The sequence below is a fragment of the Spirosoma soli genome (genome assembly GCF_042684525.1).
Classification (GTDB): domain Bacteria; phylum Bacteroidota; class Bacteroidia; order Cytophagales; family Spirosomataceae; genus Spirosoma; species Spirosoma soli.
This window is the reverse complement of sequence record NZ_JBHULN010000002.1, coordinates 413316-434100: the sequence shown is the minus strand read 5'-3', so window position 1 is coordinate 434100 and position 20785 is coordinate 413316. Positions and strand designations below refer to the sequence as shown.

Annotated in this window: 15 protein-coding genes; 1 reads left to right on the top strand and 14 read right to left on the bottom strand. The window is 50.5% G+C overall.

The window, feature by feature from the left end; all coding sequences use genetic code 11:
• Window positions 1–39 precede the first annotated feature (39 nt).
• From ACFSUS_RS05350 to ACFSUS_RS05320, 7 genes are all read right to left on the bottom strand, one after another.
• The gene (locus tag ACFSUS_RS05350) at window positions 40–1104 is read right to left on the bottom strand and encodes a glycoside hydrolase family 43 protein (RefSeq protein ID WP_381520124.1); all 1065 of its coding nucleotides are present in this window, start codon (window positions 1102–1104) and stop codon (window positions 40–42) included.
• A 108-nt stretch (window positions 1105–1212) separates the two neighbouring features.
• Window positions 1213–2736: a RagB/SusD family nutrient uptake outer membrane protein gene (locus ACFSUS_RS05345; RefSeq protein WP_381520121.1), complete on the bottom strand. Its 1524-nt coding sequence runs from the start codon at window positions 2734–2736 to the stop codon at window positions 1213–1215.
• A gap of 26 nt (window positions 2737–2762) precedes the next feature.
• Entirely contained in the window at window positions 2763–6239 is a 3477-nt protein-coding gene (locus ACFSUS_RS05340) for a SusC/RagA family TonB-linked outer membrane protein (RefSeq protein WP_381520119.1), read from the bottom strand.
• 26 nt (window positions 6240–6265) lie between these two features.
• Window positions 6266–7369 carry a FecR family protein gene (locus ACFSUS_RS05335; RefSeq protein ID WP_381520116.1) on the bottom strand — a complete coding sequence of 368 codons (1104 nt, stop codon included), beginning with the start codon at window positions 7367–7369 and terminating at the stop codon, window positions 6266–6268.
• 117 nt (window positions 7370–7486) lie between these two features.
• Window positions 7487–8083: an RNA polymerase sigma factor gene (locus ACFSUS_RS05330; RefSeq protein WP_381520114.1), complete on the bottom strand. Its 597-nt coding sequence runs from the start codon at window positions 8081–8083 to the stop codon at window positions 7487–7489.
• Between the two features lie 149 nt (window positions 8084–8232).
• Window positions 8233–8559 (bottom strand): nucleotide pyrophosphohydrolase, encoded by a 327-nt coding sequence (locus ACFSUS_RS05325; RefSeq protein WP_381520111.1) that lies wholly within the window; start codon window positions 8557–8559, stop codon window positions 8233–8235.
• A gap of 77 nt (window positions 8560–8636) precedes the next feature.
• Entirely contained in the window at window positions 8637–9872 is a 1236-nt protein-coding gene (locus ACFSUS_RS05320) for a M16 family metallopeptidase (protein ID WP_381520108.1), read from the bottom strand.
• 28 nt (window positions 9873–9900) lie between these two features.
• Between ACFSUS_RS05320 and ACFSUS_RS05315 the strand changes: the two genes are divergently transcribed.
• Window positions 9901–10929: a glycosyltransferase family 9 protein gene (locus tag ACFSUS_RS05315; protein ID WP_381520106.1), complete on the top strand. Its 1029-nt coding sequence runs from the start codon at window positions 9901–9903 to the stop codon at window positions 10927–10929.
• Between the two features lie 4 nt (window positions 10930–10933).
• Here the strand turns inward: ACFSUS_RS05315 and ACFSUS_RS05310 are convergent, their stop codons facing one another.
• The 7 genes from ACFSUS_RS05310 to ACFSUS_RS05280 form a co-directional block, all read right to left on the bottom strand.
• Complete coding sequence (locus ACFSUS_RS05310; protein ID WP_381520103.1) at window positions 10934–11845, bottom strand: SDR family oxidoreductase; 912 nt, start codon at window positions 11843–11845, stop codon at window positions 10934–10936.
• Window positions 11829–12818, bottom strand: a complete 990-nt coding sequence (locus tag ACFSUS_RS05305; RefSeq protein WP_381520101.1) for an NAD-dependent epimerase/dehydratase family protein — start codon at window positions 12816–12818, stop codon at window positions 11829–11831. The genes ACFSUS_RS05310 and ACFSUS_RS05305 overlap by 17 nt, the downstream gene beginning before the upstream one ends.
• 82 nt (window positions 12819–12900) lie before the next feature.
• Window positions 12901–13593: a TIGR04283 family arsenosugar biosynthesis glycosyltransferase gene (locus ACFSUS_RS05300; RefSeq protein ID WP_381520098.1), complete on the bottom strand. Its 693-nt coding sequence runs from the start codon at window positions 13591–13593 to the stop codon at window positions 12901–12903.
• A 102-nt stretch (window positions 13594–13695) separates the two neighbouring features.
• A complete protein-coding gene (locus tag ACFSUS_RS05295) occupies window positions 13696–14826 on the bottom strand; it encodes a BamA/TamA family outer membrane protein (protein WP_381520096.1) in 1131 nt (376 codons plus the stop codon).
• Between the two features lie 125 nt (window positions 14827–14951).
• Window positions 14952–15731, bottom strand: coding sequence for a DUF4397 domain-containing protein (locus tag ACFSUS_RS05290; protein ID WP_381520093.1), 780 nt, complete (start codon window positions 15729–15731; stop codon window positions 14952–14954).
• 15 nt (window positions 15732–15746) lie between these two features.
• On the bottom strand, window positions 15747–17291 hold the full coding sequence (locus ACFSUS_RS05285; RefSeq protein WP_381520091.1) for a SusD/RagB family nutrient-binding outer membrane lipoprotein: 1545 nt from the start codon (window positions 17289–17291) through the stop codon (window positions 15747–15749).
• Window positions 17292–17348: 57 nt separating this feature from the next.
• Window positions 17349–20474 (bottom strand): SusC/RagA family TonB-linked outer membrane protein, encoded by a 3126-nt coding sequence (locus ACFSUS_RS05280; RefSeq protein WP_381520088.1) that lies wholly within the window; start codon window positions 20472–20474, stop codon window positions 17349–17351.
• Between the last annotated feature and the right edge of the window lie 311 nt (window positions 20475–20785).

Genomic DNA, 20785 nt, shown 5'->3' with positions numbered 1-20785 from the left:
AATTGGTCGGGACTTTTTGTTGTAGTAAAAAAACATGAGTTACTCCCCACTCGGTCGTTTCAGTAGTTCAGTTAGGCCAGCGGGCTGGCCAAAATCAGGCGAGCCGTCTGCTTTCCAGGTAAACGCTTGCATCCGAATTGAGCGTTGATCTCCGCATCCCTGGCCGGGTCCAGGATTGGCATGGTAAACAAGCCAGTTTTCCTGCGGTCCGGTGGTTGAATTAGTAGGTGTGGTGAAAAAGCTGTTATGGCCAACACCATACGTTCCGTTGGTTCCATAGGGGCCAAAGACGGGTGTGGGCGATTTCGTCCAGGATTTAGCGTCGAGGAGGTTGGCGGTGGTATCTGCTGAGAGTTGGCCTAAAGCATACAGATCCGTACCGCAATAGCTGGCTGAATAGATCAAAAATAGTTTGTTGTTATGCACCAGAAACTCTGGACCTTCGTTAACGCCAAACCCCTGCTTTTCCCAGGCGTAATCGGGTGTTGAGATACGAACGCGCGGTCCTTCGGCGGTCCAGGGATTTGTGAGTTTGCAGAGATAAAGGTTTTGCTGGCCGCCCATTTCATTCTCCCAACCCGACCAGGCGAAGTAAAGCTGACCATTTAATGGCAGTATCGTTCCATCAATCGCCCATTTGTTGTCAGCTAAATTCAACGGGCCTTTATCGGCCCAGGTGCCTTGTGTTGGGTCGGCGGATTCATTTTCGAGCACAAACATTCGGTGGGTGGCGTCGACTCCGTTGTTGTCAGCGGCATAATAGATGTACCATTTGCCGTTGATGTTATGTAGCTCCGGTGCCCAGATGTCGCGCGAATTTGGGCCGGTAGCTGGTGGTGTCCATACCGTAAACGATGGAGCTACACCCAGGCGGCTCATGGTTCGCGTTTTGTAGATACGGAGGTTTCTGGCCGTTGTGTGCATAACGTAATAATAACCGTCTTTGTACGTAACCCAGGGGTCAGGCCCTACAGTGAGCAATGGATTACGGAACTTGCCAACCGTATCTGCCGCTGTAACGGGCGGGGTAGGAGCGTTTGACGATGTATCCGCCGATTTACACGCGTAGAAGGCAACTAGTAAAAGAAACAGGTAGTTTTTCATGGTTAAGCCTGATGGGTTTAAACACAGAGTCAACAGAGAAATACAGAGCACACCGAGATAATTCTCTATGCAACTCTTTCTTCTCTGTTGACTCTGTGTTTAAAAAAGCTAATAATTCGGGTTCTGAGTCAGATTTGGATTCAGGTCGCGTTCCTGCTGGGGAATCGGCAGCAATTCATCCTGGCCGACCGTAAACGTAGCGAAACCCGGGTCACGGCTGGCCAGTTGCGGACCCAGATCGCCCCACCGGGCCAGATCATTCCAGCGCCAGCCTTCGCCCGACAACTCCGTGACTCGCTCATGCTTAAGTTGATTTAAAAACTGGGCCTGCGTTAGACCGGGCCTCGCCGTTGAAAGTGGCACCAGTCCCGCCCGTTGCCGCACCTGATCGACATAGGGATACGCTTGTGCCGTCTGCCCCACTGCATTAAGCGCTTCGGCATACATCAACAATACGTCGGCGTAACGAATGTAGCGCCAGTTGTTGGGCGAACGAAAATCCTCCTGATTTCTCCAGTGATCGTTCAGGAATTTACGGAACCACACGCGCGGGTTATCCGTGCCGTAACGTTGCAGGAACGTCTGACCGTAGAACTGCGTGAAAGCTGGCCCGCGCGCATCCGTTGAGTCAAACAAAAACGAGGCTTCCAGCCGCGGATCACGCGCTCCTGTTGTAGTAGGTTCATAAAATTCACGCACAGGCCAGCGATTTGCTTCGCCATCCGAAAAACCAATGGGCGATGGGGCAAAAAACTGAGCAATTGAGGTTCCGTAGTTCTGGTTGGGCGTTTCGGTATCATCGTCGGTATATTCGGCCGGATTCGCTTCAAATTGCCATTCAAACACGGATTCCCGGTTGTTTTCCGTCGTAATCAAAAAGTTATCCCGGTAGTTGGGCACCAGCGAGTAGATATTTTTGCCTTCACCCGTCACCAGCCACTGGAGGGGTGTTAAGGCTTCGTTGTATTTCCGCTGTTGCAGATAGGCCCGCGCCAGCAGAGCATAGGCGGCTCCCCGCGTTGCCCGGCCCACATCGGTGGCGCCGTATGCCGTGGGTAGGGCCGGTGCTGCCTGCGTGAGGTCTTGCTCGATTTGTGCCCATACTTGGGCAATGGTTCCTGAGGTAGGCCGGTCAGTAAGCATAGAGGGTGTCAGAACCAGCGGTACGTTACCAAAAAGCGTTACCAGATGAAAGTAAAACATCGCCCGCAGGAACTTGGCCTCGCCCAGATAACGGGCCCTAAGGGTGTCGTCCATCTGAATACTGGGCACGTTGGCCAGGACCTGGTTAGCCCGGTTGATGCCAATGTAATTATCGTTCCAGATACTGTAGGCATTCGCGTAGTTGTAATCGGTTACTAAGAACCGGTCCATGTTATTGACAATTTCGGAGTTGGGGCTTTGACTACGGCCTTCGTCGGAGCGGATGATGTAGTAGAACTGCATCCAGCGGGTAATACCCGTTCGGTGGGTCGTGCTGTAAATGGCATTGACGCCCGCCAGTGCATCGTCGGCCGTTCGCCAGAAAACCTCGGTGGTTATCTGGTTTGGGTTGGCAATATTTAAGTCCCGCTCGCAGCCCACCAGCGTAATCAGCGCCAGCAGGGGGAGGAAAATCAGTTTATTTTTCATGATTAGTTTCGTTAGGAGAGTGTTCACTACAGATCACAGTTCAGGCCAATGGAAATCACGCGAGGGGAAGGCCAGTGGCCATTATCAACGCCCCGTTCCTGAATGTTGGCTCCCGTTACGTCAGGATCAAGTCCGGAGTACCCGGTAATGGTGAACAGGTTTTGTCCGCTGATGTAGACTCTGGCTCCCCGTACCTTAAACCGGTTGGCTAACTCTTTCGGCAGATTATAGCCTAACTCGATGTTCCGCATCCGCACGTAGGACGCGTTTTCGAGCCAACGATCGGTGTAGACGAGGTTGTTGTTACTGATGCCGACATCACCTGCCTCTAGCCCTAAGCGAGGGTCGGAGGTGGTGGTGTTGGTTGGCGTCCACGGATTGAGGTCACTGCGGAAGTTGGTGTTCTGATAACTGTCCAGAATGCGCCGAACGTCGTTATAAACGGTATAGCCGAACGTACCTACCAATTGGATGTTTACCGAAAAACTCTTGTATGACCCGTTAAACTGGGCACCAGTCTGTAGCTTTGGCCAGGGCGATGTCACAAACGTCCGGTCGCTCTGATCAATTTTACCGTCACCCCGGTCGGGTATGCCGTCGTTGTTTGTATCGACGGTTGGTTGGTCTACATACCGGATGTCACCCGGTTTGGCGAACGGCTGGACCAGCGAGCCATCCGGCCCCCGGTAGTTATTGATTTCCTCCTGGTTCTGGAATATACCATTGGTTTTCAGTACGTACCACTGCCCAACCGGGTTGCCGACCTGCGAACGGGTATTGCCGCTCTGGATGTAATTGATGCCCTGTCCCTGATTACCAACGCTCTCAACCCGGTTTTTAATCGTGGTGAAGTTAGCCGACACGTCCCATTTGAAGTCGTGCTTGGTGCTGCGGTAAGTAGCCGCGAACTCGACGCCCCGGTTGCGAATGGAGGCCGTGTTAACGTAGGGATTACCCCGTAAATTACCCAGGTAACCCGGTACCGTCAGGTTCAGGATCGCATTCGACGAAAGGGAATTGTAAAAGTTGATTTCGGTAAAGATGCGGTTATTCAGGAAGCTGGCCGTTACACCGATATTCTGTTGAATGCGGTCTTCCCACCGAATGTCAGGGTTGGCGATCTGCGCCTGATACGCCCCCACGTTCGGTAGCTGATCGGTGCCCAGAATGGCCCGTGGGTTGCTGTTGATGTAAGCATTGTACGGAAAGGAGCCCAGGGTTGGCACGACAATGCCCAGCTTACCGTACGACGCGTTCAGCTTCAGCTCCGAAATCCAGTCGACCGCGAAAAATTTCTCCTGACTAATGCGCCAGGCCGCGGCTACAGATGGGAAAAAGCCGGTTCGATTGTTAGCCCCGAATCGTGAGTCCTGATCGACACGGCCCGTCAGCGTGAACAGGTATCTGTCATTGTAAGTGTAATTGATCCGCCCCAGATACCCCAGAATTCGGTAATAGTCGGGAGTGCCCCCGGCGGAGTTAGAAACCCCCGTGGCCGCGCCAATGGTCGTAAAATACTGTCCGCCCCCGAAACCAAGATTCGTCCGTGAGCCAGACGTTATGTCGCTGCGGGTCGTTTGCTGGCTGATACCCACCACGCCGTTGATACTGTGGGAGCCGAAGGTGCGGTCGAAGTTCAGCGTATTCTCGAACAGAAAACTTCGGTACTGCGACCGGTCTTCGGCAACCGAGGTCGGCACCGGCGAGGCCGTATATCGGTACAGGCCCAGATACCGCAGGTTTTGCGTGTAGTTGAAGCTGGCGTCCAGACCTGCGTTGAAGCGGTAGGTGAGCCAGTCGGCAAATTTGAATTCGATGAAACCATTCCCAACGAGCCGGGCTACGTTGGTGCGGCTGGGAGCCAGGTTACGGGCGGCAACGGGGTTAAACGCGTAGCTTACGGCATTGATAGAGCCAATGCCGTAGCCTTGTGGGTTGTTAGCACTTATGTAGCTCGGGTCCTGCACCGGGATAACCGGCAGGTTATACGCCATGTCGTAAATTGGATTTACATCGGCGGGCTGGTTCTGCGTATTTGAGTTGGTGAGTACGAGGTTTTCGCCGACTGTAAAGCGGTTCAGCACGCTCCGGGTATTAATCCGCAGACTGGCCCGGTTAAAGTTACTACCAATGACGTAGCCCGTGTTATTGAAGTAACTTCCCGATATCAGATATTGCCCGGTTTTAGTCCCGCCCGACAGGTTGATGTTATAATCCTGCAAACTACCCGTACGCAGCACCTGATCTTGCCAGTCGGTATTGATGTTCGGGTTAAAGGTAGCTTCGGCTACGCTGCTTAACGGAGTTTGGCCTGCGTTCAGGTATTGTTGCCGCTGAGTAGCTGCAAACTGAGATGCATTCATGACATCCCAGCGTCTGTAGGCTTGTTGAATACCGTACTTAGCCGTAAACGACACTCTGGCTGGCCCTTCTTTTCCTTGTTTAGTCGTGATGATGATTACCCCGTTGGCGGCTCGTGACCCGTAAATCGCAGCCGCCGAGGCATCTTTCAAAATCTGAATAGACTCAATATCGTCGGTGTTGATGGTCGGGTTGGCATCAGCAATCATACCGTCGACCACATACAGCGGATCGGTATTGAGAAAGCTGGCTACTCCCCGGATTTGAATCGATGCCTGCTGCCCCGGTACGCCGGTGTTTCGTACCGTTACCCCCGGTGCCAAGCCCTGAATGGATTCGGGCAATGACTGCGCCGTTACCCGGTTGGCTTCGGTTGGATTAATCGCATCGTTGGCCCCGGTTACGTCCCGCTTCCGAACGGCCTGGTAACCAATGACGACAACTTCATTTAGCTCAGTCGCGCTGGGGACCAGTCTGACATCAACGGTGCTTCGGTTATTAACTACTACGTCCTGCGAGGTATAGCCAATAAATGAAAAGGTTAGTGTCGCGTTTCCATCGGGTACCGTTAACGTGTATACACCTTCAGGATTGGTTGTCGTGCCCGTGTTGGTTCCTTTTAGAACGACCGTAACGCCAGGTAACGGACTACCCTTTTCGTCGAGTACGCGCCCGGTAACGGTGATGGCGGCCTCGGGCTTCAAAACTACGTCACTGCTCAGGGTCGAGAGAGAGGCACTGGCTGAGTTATCAACGGGTGCTGCTTTGTCGACCTTTGGGCTAGCCGCCTGAATGACAAAGAGGTTGTCTTTTACCTTGCGGTACTGTAGTCCCTGCGATTCAGTAAGCTGTTTCAAGGCCTGTTCGAGCGGCAGACCGGTTATGTCTACCTCCGTCTGACGACCGACAATCAATTGTTCGTCGTAGGCAAAACTTATGTTAAACCGCTTTTCTAAGTCGACCAGGGCTTTTTTCAGTGAGCGACTGTGGCGGCTTCTAGGTTGAGTAGCCGGTTCCCGGTAAGCTGTGTTTTCCAGGCTGGTTTGGGCACGGCTTATAAACTGTGCCACCGATGGCTGCGGAATGGCGTAGGTACCCAGGCCAGTCAGCAGCATCGAAAGAGTCATATACCTGTTTTTCATAAGAGAGCGTATTGTAGATTCACTGGTTAGTTATTCGTGTTTAAGGTTTGTTGATTGCGTTGTAGAATAATACGCTCGCCCTCACGCCGAACGCTGAGGTTAAAGGTGAGCGAGAGGGTGGTTAGCAAGGTTTCAATACTGTGATCAGAGAGATTGCCCGTAAACCGGCGGTTGGCCAGGTCAGCGTCTTCAAAAACGAGATCCAGACCGTAGGTATCCCGCAGTTGCTGCGCAATGTCGCTGAGTGGCGTGTTCTCGAACAAAAACTGACGCTGCACCCAGGACGTATGCAACTGCGGCTTTTCGTCTTTTACTTCCACCTTTCCGACACTCGGCTGAATGGTGGCGAACTGACCCGGCTTCAGCTCAACGACCCGGCTTTGCCGTACACCCGGTTTAGAAAGCTGTACCCGGCCTTCCACGAGCGTAACGGCGGTATTGCCCCGGCGTGTGTTTACATTAAATTGCGTTCCCAACACAGTAATGTCTACCCCTGGTGTGTGCGTAATAAACTTTATTAAACCACCAGCTACTGCTCCGCGGGGAAGTTGATAGCTGAGGTGTTGCTTTTTGGCAACTTTAAAGAATCCCTCACCGTCGAGCCAGACTTCCCGGGGCTTGTTGCCGCTCCAGTCATCTGTGAAGGTTAAAGTCGAATTCCCGTTCAACAAGACCGTTGAGCCATCGGGCAACGTAACGCTCCGGTTTTCTCCGAACGTTGTATGAATGCGTTGTGGACTGGGGTGAAGGAGATAGTACATCGTTCCACCTGCAATCAGTAACAAACCGGTTAGAGACGCAGCAATTCGACTGATAAAACGGCGTTGCTGCCAAAGAGGTCTGATTGGAGAGGCTGATAGTGATGTATCGGCCCGCTGCTGGTTGTCGAAAGCCTGCAACAGTACCTGATGGATGCGTTGCTGGCTGGCATCCGTCAGGTCGTCGTGATTCGTACGTAGGTGTAATAATATCGACGCTGCTTCGTCGATATTGGCTTGTTGCTCCGGATACTTGAGCATGAACGTGTGCCAGAACGTCATGTTCTGCTCAGTGGGTTGCAATACCCACTGGCGGAACGCGTTGTCCAGTACAAAATCACGCGTTTCAAACTGGTGGTACGGTTTTTTCATTCAGTAGCAATGACTCGTCTACCACCAAAAGGATATTAAATCAGCTATTATCCCCCCGGAAAGAGGAAAGTTTTTAGAAGGAAAGTTCTAAAACGTAGGAACAATGCGCTCAGCGATTTATAAGCCACTGATCAGTAGCATCGTCAGCAAATCAACAGGTATTCGTTTTTGTAGGGCCGCAATGGCTTTGTAGATGACCTTATAAGCCGACGTCGTTTCAATGCCCATGATACCAGCGATCTCGTCGTAGCTGAGGTCATCGAAAAACTTTAAAAACAACGCTTCTTTCTGACGCGCGGGCAAGTGGTTTAGCTCACGTAATACAGCTTCGGAGCGCTCTCGGCTGATTTGCGAATCGAGCCAGGTGGGTTCGTAGTGAAATTCAATTTTGAAATCGATATCCTGTTGAGGATGGTTGGAGAACCGCTGCTGCTCGGTTAGTTTTCGGACAAGCTCGCGCCGGAGCGAACGCATCAAATAAAACTTTATTGAGTCAGTCTGCCCAAGGCGTTCGCGCGTTTCAAGGATGGTTAAGAACAGATCTTGTAGGCAGTCTTCGGTCAGTTGCCGATCTTGAGCAATTTTGTAGCCGTAGTTGTAAAGTACCTTGGCATACTTGCCATACATGAATGAGTAAGCCGTTTTGCTGCCATTCAAAAAGTCGTTCCAGATCTGGGCATCTGTCGCGTTCTGGTAGTTGAGTAAGCTGTCCACGTCAGCAAAAAGCGAAGTTTACTGGTAAAGCTACGTATTTTGCTTTTACCCGTCCGCTCTGTATGCTGTATTTTTTACTATTTCTTCTTTTTAAACTACTATGAATAGGGCTTTAAACGGCTCGCAACTCGAACAACGACATCGGTACGTTATTTAAGCTTCTCATTGTTGATATGCCGGGTAGCATCCCGTATGTTTTTCTTCTCTAGATTTTTCTGAAAGGCTTCGGTCAGGTTAACTCCTGTCTGGTTTGCCAGACAGATAAGTACCCAGAGGACATCGGCCATCTCGTCGCCGAGGTCTTTGTTTTTGTCAGACTCTTTTTCGGATTGCTCACCGTAGCGCCGGGCTATGATTCGGGCGACTTCGCCAACCTCTTCAGTTAACATCGCCATATTTGTCAACTCGTTGAAGTAGCGAACACCGACGGTTTTTATCCAATCGTCAACGACGGCCTGGGCATTTTCTAAAGTCATAAGGGTATTTGGTTTACGATAACAATGGGCTGACGTATGGGTGTTGCTGACGCGTCAGCCCACTGTAGACCAGACTCCTATTTTTCAGGTACAAATGTTAGTGAGCTGAACTGGTCCTCGACAAAGGCTTCCTGGGCGAGGTCCTGCAACTGCTCGGCCGTAACGGCTTTAATGTCGTTGAAGATGTCGTTCAGGGCTTCGACCCGGTCAATATCAAGCAGGCTTTTTGCCATCATGAGCATGAAGCTATTGTTACTTTCTTCAGCCATAGCCAATTGGCCAATCAGTTGCTCCTTCGTCTGGTGCAATTGCAGCGTTGTGAGTCGTTGCTCCCGCAGCCGCTTCAGCTCTTTCATGATCAGAACGTGGGCCTTGTCTACCTTTTTAGGGTCGGTTCCAAAATAGATACCCAGAAAACCTGTGTCCAGATAAGGTGTAAAACTAGCGTCGATAGAATAAACCAGGCCGTACTTCTCGCGCAGGTTCAGGTTCAGCCGGGAGTTCATGCCGGGACCTCCGAGTAGGTTGACCAGCATAAAGAACGGCAATCGACGCGGGTCGGTCAGGCCATAGGCGGGTCGGCCCAGGGCGCACTGAGCCTGCGTGATTGGGCGCTCAACGCGGGTTTGGCGCGGTGCGTAATCCGTTGGCGTTTTGCGCTGGCGGGCAGAATGTTGAGTCGGCACATCGCGCAGGTATTTCTCCGCAACTTTTATGACCTGCTTAAAGGGCAGATTACTGACCGACGCAAACACAATCCGGCTCGTGTCGTAGTTCTCGGCAATGAACCGTTGCAGGTCTTCCCGCCGGAACGAGCTAACCGTTTCGGTCGTGCCCAGAATGTTGCCACCGAGCGCATGGTTCGGGAATACAAGCTCATCGAAATCGTCCTGAATGGCGTCCTCTGGTGAGTCGTAATACATCGCCATCTCTTCGAGAATAACACCCCGTTCGCGTTCGATCTGTTTTTCGGGGAAAACCGAATGAAATGTAATATCAGCCAGTAGTTCAGTTGCTTTCTCAAAATGAGCCCCCAGCACAGAGGCATGAAAGCATACTTTTTCTTTGGTCGTATATGCATTTAATTCGCCCCCCACCGTTTCTAATCGGGTAATGATGTGGTACGATTTTCGTTTCTCCGTACCTTTGAAGGCCATATGCTCCCAAAAGTGAGCTAATCCCTGCTGATGGGGCTGTTCATCACGGCTCCCAATGTCCAGCATAATACCGCAATGAGCAATCTGCGTATGCGGTATTTGTTTATGTGCAATGCGGATTCCGTTGGGTAATGTATAAACTTCGTAATCTTCCATTCTGTCAATTGACGCACTTAGCGTACTAATGATAACCGTAACCAATCCACCCCGGTTCCTACTCATTCAAACCGCCTTCATCGGCGACGTTATTCTGGCGACGGCATTACTGGAGCAACTGCACACAGCAAGGCCCGATATAGTGCTGGACGTACTGGTGCGCAAAGGTAACGAGAGCTTGCTGGCCAACCATCCGTTCCTGAACGAAGTATTGGTCTGGGACAAAAAGGAAGGTAAATACAGCAGCCTGTGGCGACTGTTGCAAATCATTCGGGCGCGCCAATACGACTTGGTTATCAATCTCCAACGGTATGCATCGACGGGATTATTAACGATATTTTCTGATGCAAAAATGACCGTCGGTTTCGATAAGAATCCGTTGTCACGGTTTTTTACCAAACGCGTCATCCATCAGTTTGAACCCGGCGTTCATGAGGTAGACCGAAATGTGAAGCTGGTGACTAATCTACCTGCCTCCTTTGGCGCCATTAATGTAGGGCGGACGCGGGCAAAGCCGAGACTATATCCCTCACCCGCCGATTACGAAGCTGTAAAATCGTACCAAAACCAGCCATACGTTTGCATTGCGCCCATGTCGGTTTGGTTTACAAAGCAGTACCCCGCCGAGCGCTGGGTGGAGTTGATCAAGGCCTTACCCGAGCATCTGACGGTGTATTTGCTTGGTGCACCCACCGACGCATCATCTTGTGATGCCATCATGGCCTTGTCGGGCCGTAAATCAGGGATTGTGAATCTGGCGGGGAAGTTAAGTCTGTTGCAATCGGCAGCTCTTCAGCAGGGGGCAGTCATGAACTACGTCAACGACTCGGCTCCTTTGCACCTGTGCTCAGCCATGAATGCCCCAACGACAGCCGTTTTTTGCTCAACTGTGCCGGAGTTTGGGTATGGGCCGCTGGCCGATAAATCGCGGGTGGTACAAACGCCCGAAGAACTTGATTGTAAGCCGTGTAACCTGCATGGGCGCAAGGCTTGCCCGTTAGGTCATTATCAGTGTGCCTGGGGCATCCGGGTAGGAGAACTGGCCAAATTGTCATAAACGCTTATTCGTAAAACCGAGCCCAATGCTTCATGGTCCAGAGCACAATGCGATCGGCCAGATACGGAAAATACCGGTTCATGTAGTAGTTAAGTTTGCCAGCCGGCGACAGTATAGTTTTTTGCCGACGTCGGCGAATGTGTTTTAGAATGGCCTGGGCGACTTGGGCCTGGGTCATCTGCCAGCGCGGGTTTCGGTAGGCAATCGGGACGGGCTGGCCCAGGGCATCCAGCACCCGCTTGTCAGGGTCGTTTTGGGTAAAGCCAATGTGCACAACGCCAAACTGAATTCCCGTATCGTGCAGCTCGAGCCGGAGTGTATGAGCGAGGTTGACAAGAGCAGCTTTCCCCGCGCAGTAAGCGGAACCGCTTGGCATGCCGTTGAGCGCCGAAATGCTTGATATAAACGTAACGCTTCCCGCTGATTCGGTCAGATAAGGTAAGGCTGCTTTCAATGGATAAACCGAACCATAGACGTTACTATTCAGCACACGTTCGAACACGTCAGGGGTCAGATCGGCAAAATAAGCCCTCATCGAAATGCTGGCGTTGGTGATGAGAATGTCAATCCGGCCGTAAGCGTTGATGGCGGTTTCAATCAGGGTCTGGCATTGGCTATAATCCGTTACGTCGGCTACGCAACTAACCACCGAATGGCCTAGCTCTCGAAGCTCATGTTGTGTCTGTTCGAGTCGATCAGCGTGCAAACCATTCAATACAACCCTGGCCCCCTGTTCGCATAGTTCGCGCGCTGTTGCCCGGCCAATGCCCGACTCAGAGCCCGTCACTATTGCTACTTTATCTGTAAAGGCCGTTACCTGACTCGTTCGACGACGTTTAAAATCCTGCGCTTCTGAAGATACCGTAGTTGCAAGTTCATTTGAAAGGCCATCTGGCTGTTTAGGGGAGGTAACCATGCTGTCGGAACCAGTCGAAGGCTTCCTCAATGGCGGCTCGGACGGGTGTTTGTGGTAAATGAAGTTCATGAATTGCTTTCGTAACGCTGAAATAGTGGCCGTCGTTGGCTACGGCGACCATGGACGAATTGAGTTGCGCTGGGTGACCGGTCAGCCGGGTCTTCCAGTCGCTCAACCGGCCAAGCATCGATGCCAGCATCGGCGGAATCGATACCGGTGGTAAACGGGTGTGCATCACTTCCGCCATAAGCGCAAAAGCCTCCCGATAGCTAAGATTTTGATTTCCTAAAATATACGACTGTCCAATCCGCCCCATCGTTAAGGCATTGATGGTTGCTGTGGCGACGTCAGAGACATGGACATAGTTTTTTCCTCCGGCCGGAATACCTACCAGTTCCCGTTGATACAAGGCCAACAATAACCTGTTTGAGGTGATTTTATAGTCGAGTGGCCCAAGCATGAACGTTGGGTGTACCAGCACCGCGGGCAGCTTGTTCTGTTGTACGGCTTGCAATACCATATCTGTGGCCATGCGCTTACTATCCATATAATCCAGACCGTAACGCTTGCCCATATATGGATACAATTCATCGCCCGGACTCTTTTTAGTACCAAAGCCAAATACATTAGCCGTACCCACAAACACAACCCGCTCGATCTGCGCTTCAGTGGCTGCCGCCAGCACAGCGGCCGTTCCGCCGACGTTTACATCTACAACCGCCTGAGAACGGGCTGGGTTTACCTGCGCTAACGCACCGGCATGAATCACATGATCGCACCCGTAAATAGCCGCTCGTACGTTCACCATATCGCGTAGGTCACCGGTCCAGACATCCAACGGCAGGCCTTCGAGCCCCCGTCGATCACTGCCCGGACGTACAAAAGCCCGCACGGCGTATCCACGCCGGAGGAGTTCCCGACACAGATGCCCACCCAGAAAGCCATTTGCACCCGTCAGTAATACTGTCTTCATTCGCGACGAACAGATGGTTTGTGATATATGCACTACCGTGGCTATAACCGAATAGTAAACCTGGCGGTTGGCTAAGCCAGAACTATCGGTGGTTCAGCATTCGCTTATACGTTCGGGCAATGTGGGTTGGCGCTACGTTCATAAAAAATAAAGAGAAGGCCGTAAGGTTGGCTACCTGCACTCGTAACCAGCTGTTGGCTTCGTACTTACGAGCTGACACAATTACGTCTTTCGGGATGATGCAAAACTGGGCCACTTCCCGAATGCGAACGATAATGTCAAAATCTTCCATTACGACATACCGTTCCCGGAAGCCGCCCAGCTGATCGAATAAGGTACGCGTAATGAATAGGGTTTGGTCGCCCCCGCGGCTCATAAGGCCCGGAAACCGCGTACCGTAGCTGTTTAACCGCAGCAGTGGATGAGCCGATGCAAAGCGGAAACGGTAGCAGCCCGCGTCGTTACCTTCGGCAATAGCCTTAGTTATATCACTCACGAAATCGGGGTGAATCTGTACGTCGGCATGAACGAAATACAGCACTTCGCCCTTGGTCAGGCTTGCGCCATAGTTCATCTGGGCGGCACGACCGGCCATAGGGGAGACCACTATCTGGGCACCGGCTTCACGGGCTCGATCAACCGTTTGATCAGTGCTACCTCCGTCAACAACGAGAATGTCAGCCAGGTGGTTACCACCGTAATGTTGCAAATCGCGTACGAGCTGGCCAATGTTATCTGCTTCGTTGAACGTTGGGATGATAACAGTAAGCGTCATAAACAGTAACAGTTATTGGTGTTCGCAATTTTGGGTAAGCTTCCAACAGGTTCGTTCCGGCACCTGTTAACTCAAGTGCTGATATCGGGTCACTGATACCTGTTAAAATGCTTCCCCAATCGTTAAATATAATCCGGTAGACTGCTTTCCCAAACCGTAGTCGGCACGGATGTTTAAACCATCGTTGTTGATTCGGAACCTAAAACCAGCTCCGTACGCTCCTTTAGGATCGCTGAAGCGAACGACCTGTTTATCATCGCCAAGGAAGCCAACTGCTCCGAAGAGTACAGCTGACAGACGTTTCCAGACTGTGAAGCGGGTCTCGGCCTGCAACAACGTCATGTTATCATCGCGGTAGCGGCCTTCGTAGTAACCACGCATGCGTCGGCCACCACCCAGCAGGGATAAAGCGCTAAAGGGAGCTACCCCGTCTGTGATACTTACGACGTAGTTAAATGCCAGGATTGCCCGGTAGTTGAGTTTGCAATACGACGATACGTCAACCACATATCGATTATAACGGAAGTTACTGCCAATGAATCGACTATGGCCCAGGTACGAAAAATCGGCAATGATACCTTTGGTTGGATAAAACACATTGTCTCGGGTGTCATAGAAAACGCCCAGTCCGGCTCCGGCCATTCGCCCACCCAAACCTCCGGGTACCGTTCCGCTCGCTAGCAGACCGTTGGGTTCTACCCGAGTGATGTCATAGTTCTCGTATTCGTAGCGCAACCCAGCATATAGGTGTGGAATAAGCCGACGTAATGCATTCAGACGAATACGTGGGTAATTAACGGCGTAATTTTCGGCGGGTACTTCACGCTGCCCTAATCCATAAAAATTGTAACTATACTGATAATAACCCGCTTCGCCGTAGATGTAAAACTGGTTTCGGTCGTAAAAAACCTGAAACGGTACAAACAGAAGCACTTGCCTGTTTTGCGTATACGCCCCCAGGAATTGAATGTTTGATGGGCGTGGCTGGTCATAAATCGGGAGAGCTACCCGAGAGCGGGCCGAATCGCTTCGGACGAATTGGTAATCGCGTTTAAACCGGAAAGTGGCTGATAGAACGGCCCCAAACGCAAAACGTGTTTCGGGTGTGTAGTAAACAATCGGAAAAGGAAATAGACTGACCGGCTTCTTGACCGAGTCGGCAGGTTGAGCCGTAAGCCTACCTAAGCCAGTTATGATGATCAGAATATATAAAGAAAAACGTCGAGACCCCATTGGGCAGTAAACTGATAGGGAATGATATACGGGTGGGCAGAAAGACAGGATTCCAGTTTTTATTATGGGTACAATAAGCCCGGTCAACGTAATTATTGACCGGGCTTATTGTACCTATATACTGTTTATCGATTTGAGTAGGACGATAGATTCACTGCATATTTCGTTGGTATTTTTGCATCTGTCGTCATTACACCACGTACGAAATAAGTAATTGCCGCACCTGGTTGAATACCGGTATAAAAGATGGTTCCCGTTGTTACAGGGATCGCTCCGTTCACTTTTGCCTGAAAGTTGGCAGTACGTAATAGACCTGATTTGTAATCAGCAGGAAAGGGGATGCTTACAAAAGCGCTGGCTTTACCTGGTGCGACTGTCGGTATTATGTCTTTTCCATCATACGTCAAGGTAACATCGGTTGCGTTGGGGACGAGATTTACTATCCGTACGAAAAATGTATTACCGCTGATGGCGGGAATATCATCGGTTACTAACAATGTGCTATATGTGGGCGCCAAACCAGTAGCAAAAAGCGAGTATTGTTTCCCTGCTTCTGCTTCTAGGTCGGCCGAGAGCAAAGGAGTTGTAAGAGTACCATTCGTTGCGGCCACAATCTTCAGCTTAGTCGTTCCAATTGGAATAGAAGAGTATTCCGCACTGGGGAAAATCGATGAAGATGAATACAGCAAACTGCCCGTTGGGTTCGTTGTCGTGACGGCCGCTCCTGATATTCGCCGATCATTCACGTACACATCAACAGCGGGGGCATCTGGAGCCGCATGAATAAAGCGTACTTGTGCACCCGTTGCTGGCTGGACGTCTTGCAACACATTAAATTTATCGCCACAGCCACTTACCACTATACTGATTAAGGCTACGCAGCTTGTTATCCAAAAATTTCTCATGTTTCATTAATGCGTTTACTTGGTTGAAAACCAAAGTTCTTTTGTATGGTATTCGGGCAGGGTAGCACCTATGTTCGCTAAAGGAACGCGATTCCAGATAAATTCAGAATTGTACCGGGGGCGCATCCGCTGTACAAGCTTGCCCTGGTTATCAGGAAACAAACCAGTACCTGTTGGGATAAAATAGCCTGTGTAAATGGCTGGGTCATATTGAAACCGGCGGAGATCAACCCAGGTCTCTAACGAGCCATGCATGAATAGAGCAATGTACTTCTGAAGCATGATATCGCGTATGGTCAGGGCATCTGGGGTCTGAATCACGGCTTTGCTACTCATGTACTTGGTTATTTCTGCGGCTGGAATAGGCGCAACCGTCACATCAACGCTATTCGTCCATTCTATATTGGCCTGGATACCCTTGCGATACGCATCTAAGGCTGTTGCCCGGTCTCCTTTTCGGAAAGCGGCTTCCGCTTTCATAAACTGTATCTCAGCATACGTAACGATCGGGTGTATAGCATCATCCTTAAATAAAAATTTACCCGTTCCGGCCGTAGGAGTAGTAGCGGGCGAATAGCCGAATAAAAATGGAATTCGTTTGGTATTTCCCGTGACGTTATTGGGGTCGCCCAGTGTCGGTGTTACGCCCCGGTAAACACCATCGGGCGAGGGCGAAAACATCAGTGGCAGGCGAGGGTCAAGCACCCCATTAGACAGTGTACCATCGAGTAGGCCAATTATAAATGTAGTGGGCCGAAACGTATTGACGTTGCCACGGCGTGGGCCAAAAAAATTGGCGTCGTTGGATGAGCTGGCGCGGTGGGTTACGTTGAAATTATCGGCATTACTAGCCAGCGACTTATCACAGTACTCAATTACTTTATCAGCATTAAAGGTAGCTTTATTACTCTGGTGCAGCATATTCCGGGCTAAGACAGAGTATATGAACTTAACCCATTTGGTTTTGTCACCCTTATAAGCTAGATCACCAGGACGGGTGGCGGCTGAAGGCTCTTTGCCATCAGTACGGGCCAAATCAGCAAGAGCTTCTTCACTGAGCCGGACGACTTCCTTATAGACGTCTTCTTGGGGATCGAAGTCGAACTGATAGCGTTCACTATCCCAGGCTTGCTTTAAAATCATCTCGCCATATAAATCGGTCGATGATTGCCAGCTCCAGGCACGAATGGCTTTCGCAATACCAACCAGGTCGTACCGCTGGGTTTTCTCGCCGTCCTCAATCATGAGGTCAATGTTGCGGCCGATGCGCCAGTAGTGCGTACTCCATTTTTCGCCCCCCAGGTCACCCGAACCGAATATATAACCATGCCGGTCCCAGGTGTCACCGCTGGCCGAACTGGCAAAATATTGGGCGTATTTGCCAACGTAACGCGTATCCCACGCTTCGCCACGTGCCATGTTAGCAATGATAGGTGGAAGCAGGGCATTACCGTCCGACACCTGCGGAAAACTGGGATCAGCGTTGATGTCTAAGTATTCGTTACAACTGCTCAGGCCAAATCCAAGGGCCGTCAGAAGTAGAAAAAGATGTTTTTTCATTGATGATATGAATTACTTAACCAATGAGAAGATTAACTTCTACACGTCAATGTCTAATTAAAATCCAACCCGAATACCAAATGAGAGCCCACGTGGCACGGCCAATTTACCAAAGTCGAATCCGGCAGCTCCGGCTCCCTGTGAGGTGGCGGTTGTGCCATTAACGTTCGGGTCGGCACCGGTATAGTTGGTCAGTAGAAACAGGTCGGTACCTGTTACGAACACGCCCACTCGCCGAATTACCTTCGTCCGATCGAGCCATTGAGCCGGGAACGTATAATTCAAGGTTAGGTCGCGCAGACGCATCCAGTTTATGTCGCGCTCAATGAAAGCAGATTCGGGTAAAGCCGAAAAATAGTCGCTGCGATACAAAGGCGTAACCTGAACGGTGTTGACGGTAGGGGTTGCGGTATTCTCTTTTCCGTCGCGTAATACCCCCGAGAATACCACAGGTTGATCGCGGTTGAGTGTGTTTCTGCTTAGACCGGTGCGGAACATGTACATTTCGTTACCATTGAAAACGTCGCCCCCTTTGCGAATATCCAGGAGGAATGACAAACTCAAATTTTTGTACCGGAACGAGTTTGTTAAGCCAATTGTGAAATCGGGAGTGCGGTCACCGATGGGCAAAAAATTCGTGTTTGTAATTGGTAGACCCGTTGAGGGATTGATAAGAATTTGCCCCTGCGCGTTTCTTAGATAGTCGTAGCCACCAAAGGCAAGAGCCGATCCCGCTCCCCGAAGGTCTTCGGGTCTTAACGACTGTTCGGGGAAATAGTCGGCTACGTTTTTGACAAAAGCCGACGCCCGGATGTTGCCGTAAAGCCAGGTGTCGGAGTTGTAATATTCTGGTACGTTGGCTGCTGGAAGGGTCAGCACGGCCGTGCGGTAGCGCGAGAAGTTGGCGATAACATCCCAGCTAAAATCTGCTGTTTTGATCGGCTTACCCGTCAGGGCAAATTCAATCCCTTTCGTGGAAAATGAACCTCCATTCAGCAGGCCAAATACGAAGCCTGTACCATAGCTGAGTCGTTGCTCCACAATCTGGTCGATCCGGCGCGTGTCGTAGTAGGCTAGATCTAGTCCTAACCGACCATTATAGAGCTGTACTTCGCCACCAATTTCCATACTCTTACCGAACTCTGGCTTGAGATTGGGGTTGCCTGCATAGAAATTGTAACCAAAGCCGCCCCCAGTGGTAGTTTGTGTTGTCAGACTCGATAAAACGCGGTAAGGACGGGCATCTTTACCCACCTCGGCGTAAGAGGCCCGCAGTTTGGCAAATGATACCACCCGATTACCTTGCAAACCTGGTAGTTCAGTTAGGACGAAGCTACCACTCACCGATGGGTAGAAGAAAGACCGGGATTGGATTGGCATTGTTGATGTCCAGTCATTACGCCCGGTTACGGTTAAGTAAACTAAGTCGCCGTAACCGAACGTAAACTGGCCAAGTAAACTGACTACACGTCGTTGCAGAATTGTCAGCTTGTGGTTTCGTGAAATAGGATCAGTATTATTCGACGAGTTGTAATCGGGTATATACACGTTCTCGCCGTAAGTAGCTGTAGTTAGCTCACGAGAGTCATACAGGTCACCACCCAGCAGTAACGATGTTTTGATTTTACTGCCGAATGATTGGCGAATGGTTGTCAATACGTTACTAGTCAGAATACGGCTACTCTGAGTGTAGTTCTCAATCGCTCCTCGTCGGCTTAAGCCTTCATTGGTTTCGGGGTGAATGAAATTATTACCATTAGTAATGGCTAAGTCAGTACCAATACGTCCGGTAATGTTGAGCCAGGAGGTTGGGTCGAACTTTACGCCCAGCCGCCCGATGGTACGATTGGTCTGGTCGCTGCTTTGGTTCCGGTTAACGTTGAAGAGCGGATTGTCTAATTCGCCCCCCGCTTCCGTTACAATGCGCCGACGGGAGCCGTCTTGATTGAGGTACGTGCTAATGTCATCATTGGCAGGCCAGGTTAGCAGATTAATAAGGTAGCCAAAGGTGCCCGCCGGTTGCTTTTGAATCTTGTTGCTGGTGTATTGTAAGGAAGGGGTTATTTCCAGCTTCGAGCTGATGGTCGACGTCAGATTGAGCGAAAGATTTAGAATTTGCGATCCGGTGTTGGGTATAGTACCCTGTGCGTCGGTGAAGCTGCTTGACGCCCGGTAAGTGAGTTTTTCCGTACCGCCGTCGAACGTTAGGTTGTGCCGCTGCGTGAAGGCGTCCCGGAAAAACGTCCTTGGATTGTCAAAAATAGGAGTACCTTCCGGATATTTCGGCCCTAAAAAAGACAGGGCAGTAGGACTAGGAGTGCCAGCTACGCCCCGTCCATAAACGGTCTGAGTTTTGGGATAACGATACACATGATCAACCCGAAATACGTTGTCGTAACTAACGTTACTGCGTCCAGCTTTACCTTTCTTAGTTGTAATGATTATGGCTCCGGCAGCCGCATTAATACCGTAAAGCGCTGCCGCTTCTGGTCCTTTTAAGACGGATATACTCTCAATATCGTTGGGATTAATATCGGCGGCACGGTTCAGGTAGTCACTGTTTCGGTTTGGCCCGTCTGAAACCAGGGCACCCTGACTGAACGTGCTGTTGTTAATAGGTAAACCGTCAACAACGAACAATGGAGAGTTATCGCCCCCAATAGAGTTTACACCCCGTAGCTGAATTTGCACAGAGGCACCCGGCAGTCCGCTCGTGGTTGACATTTGTAGACCCGGTACCCGACCCTGAAGCGATGTTAGGAAGTTCTCGCGTTGCGTTTCTGCCAACTCGGCTCCTTTAACTTCGCTGACCGCATAGCCCAATGACCGCTTCTCCTGTTTAATGCCGAGCGCCGTTACGACGACTTCATTTAGTGCGTTGTCTTCCTGCTTCAACACGACGTTTATGACATCGGCATTGCCTACAGTAATGTCCTGATTGGTTGTGCCAATAAAACTAACCCGGAGTGTTTGGCCTTTACTGGCCTGAATGCGGAAATTTCCGCTGGCATCAGTGGTGGTGCCACGTGTTGTACCCTGGACAACTACGCTGGCTCCAGGAATGGGGGCGTTGTCTTCGGCTGAAGTGACTTTACCCGTGATCGTGCGATCTTGGGCGTATGCATCCAAAAAAGTGGCTGCACTCAGCAGCACCAGGAACATACTACGTACAAATAGCTGCATAAGCAGAATAAGAGTAGGTTAAAAATTGATGAAAATTGTTTCAAAAATCTAGTAAAAGGAGCAAGAAAACAACCAATCCTAGTATTTATACAGAATAAAAGAAATTAGGATTAAAATGAGAAAAAATTTAAACGTATATAAACATTATATTTTGTAAAAAGACAGACAAGTAAAATTTTATAGAGGTGTCAGTAAAAATTATTAAAAGACTATTTTGATTTTACATTAAAGGCCTATATTTGATTCATTAAAATGTAGTTAAAGGATTGTCTTTCCCAGAACGGGTTGCTCACTGGCCGCACTTGTGGAGC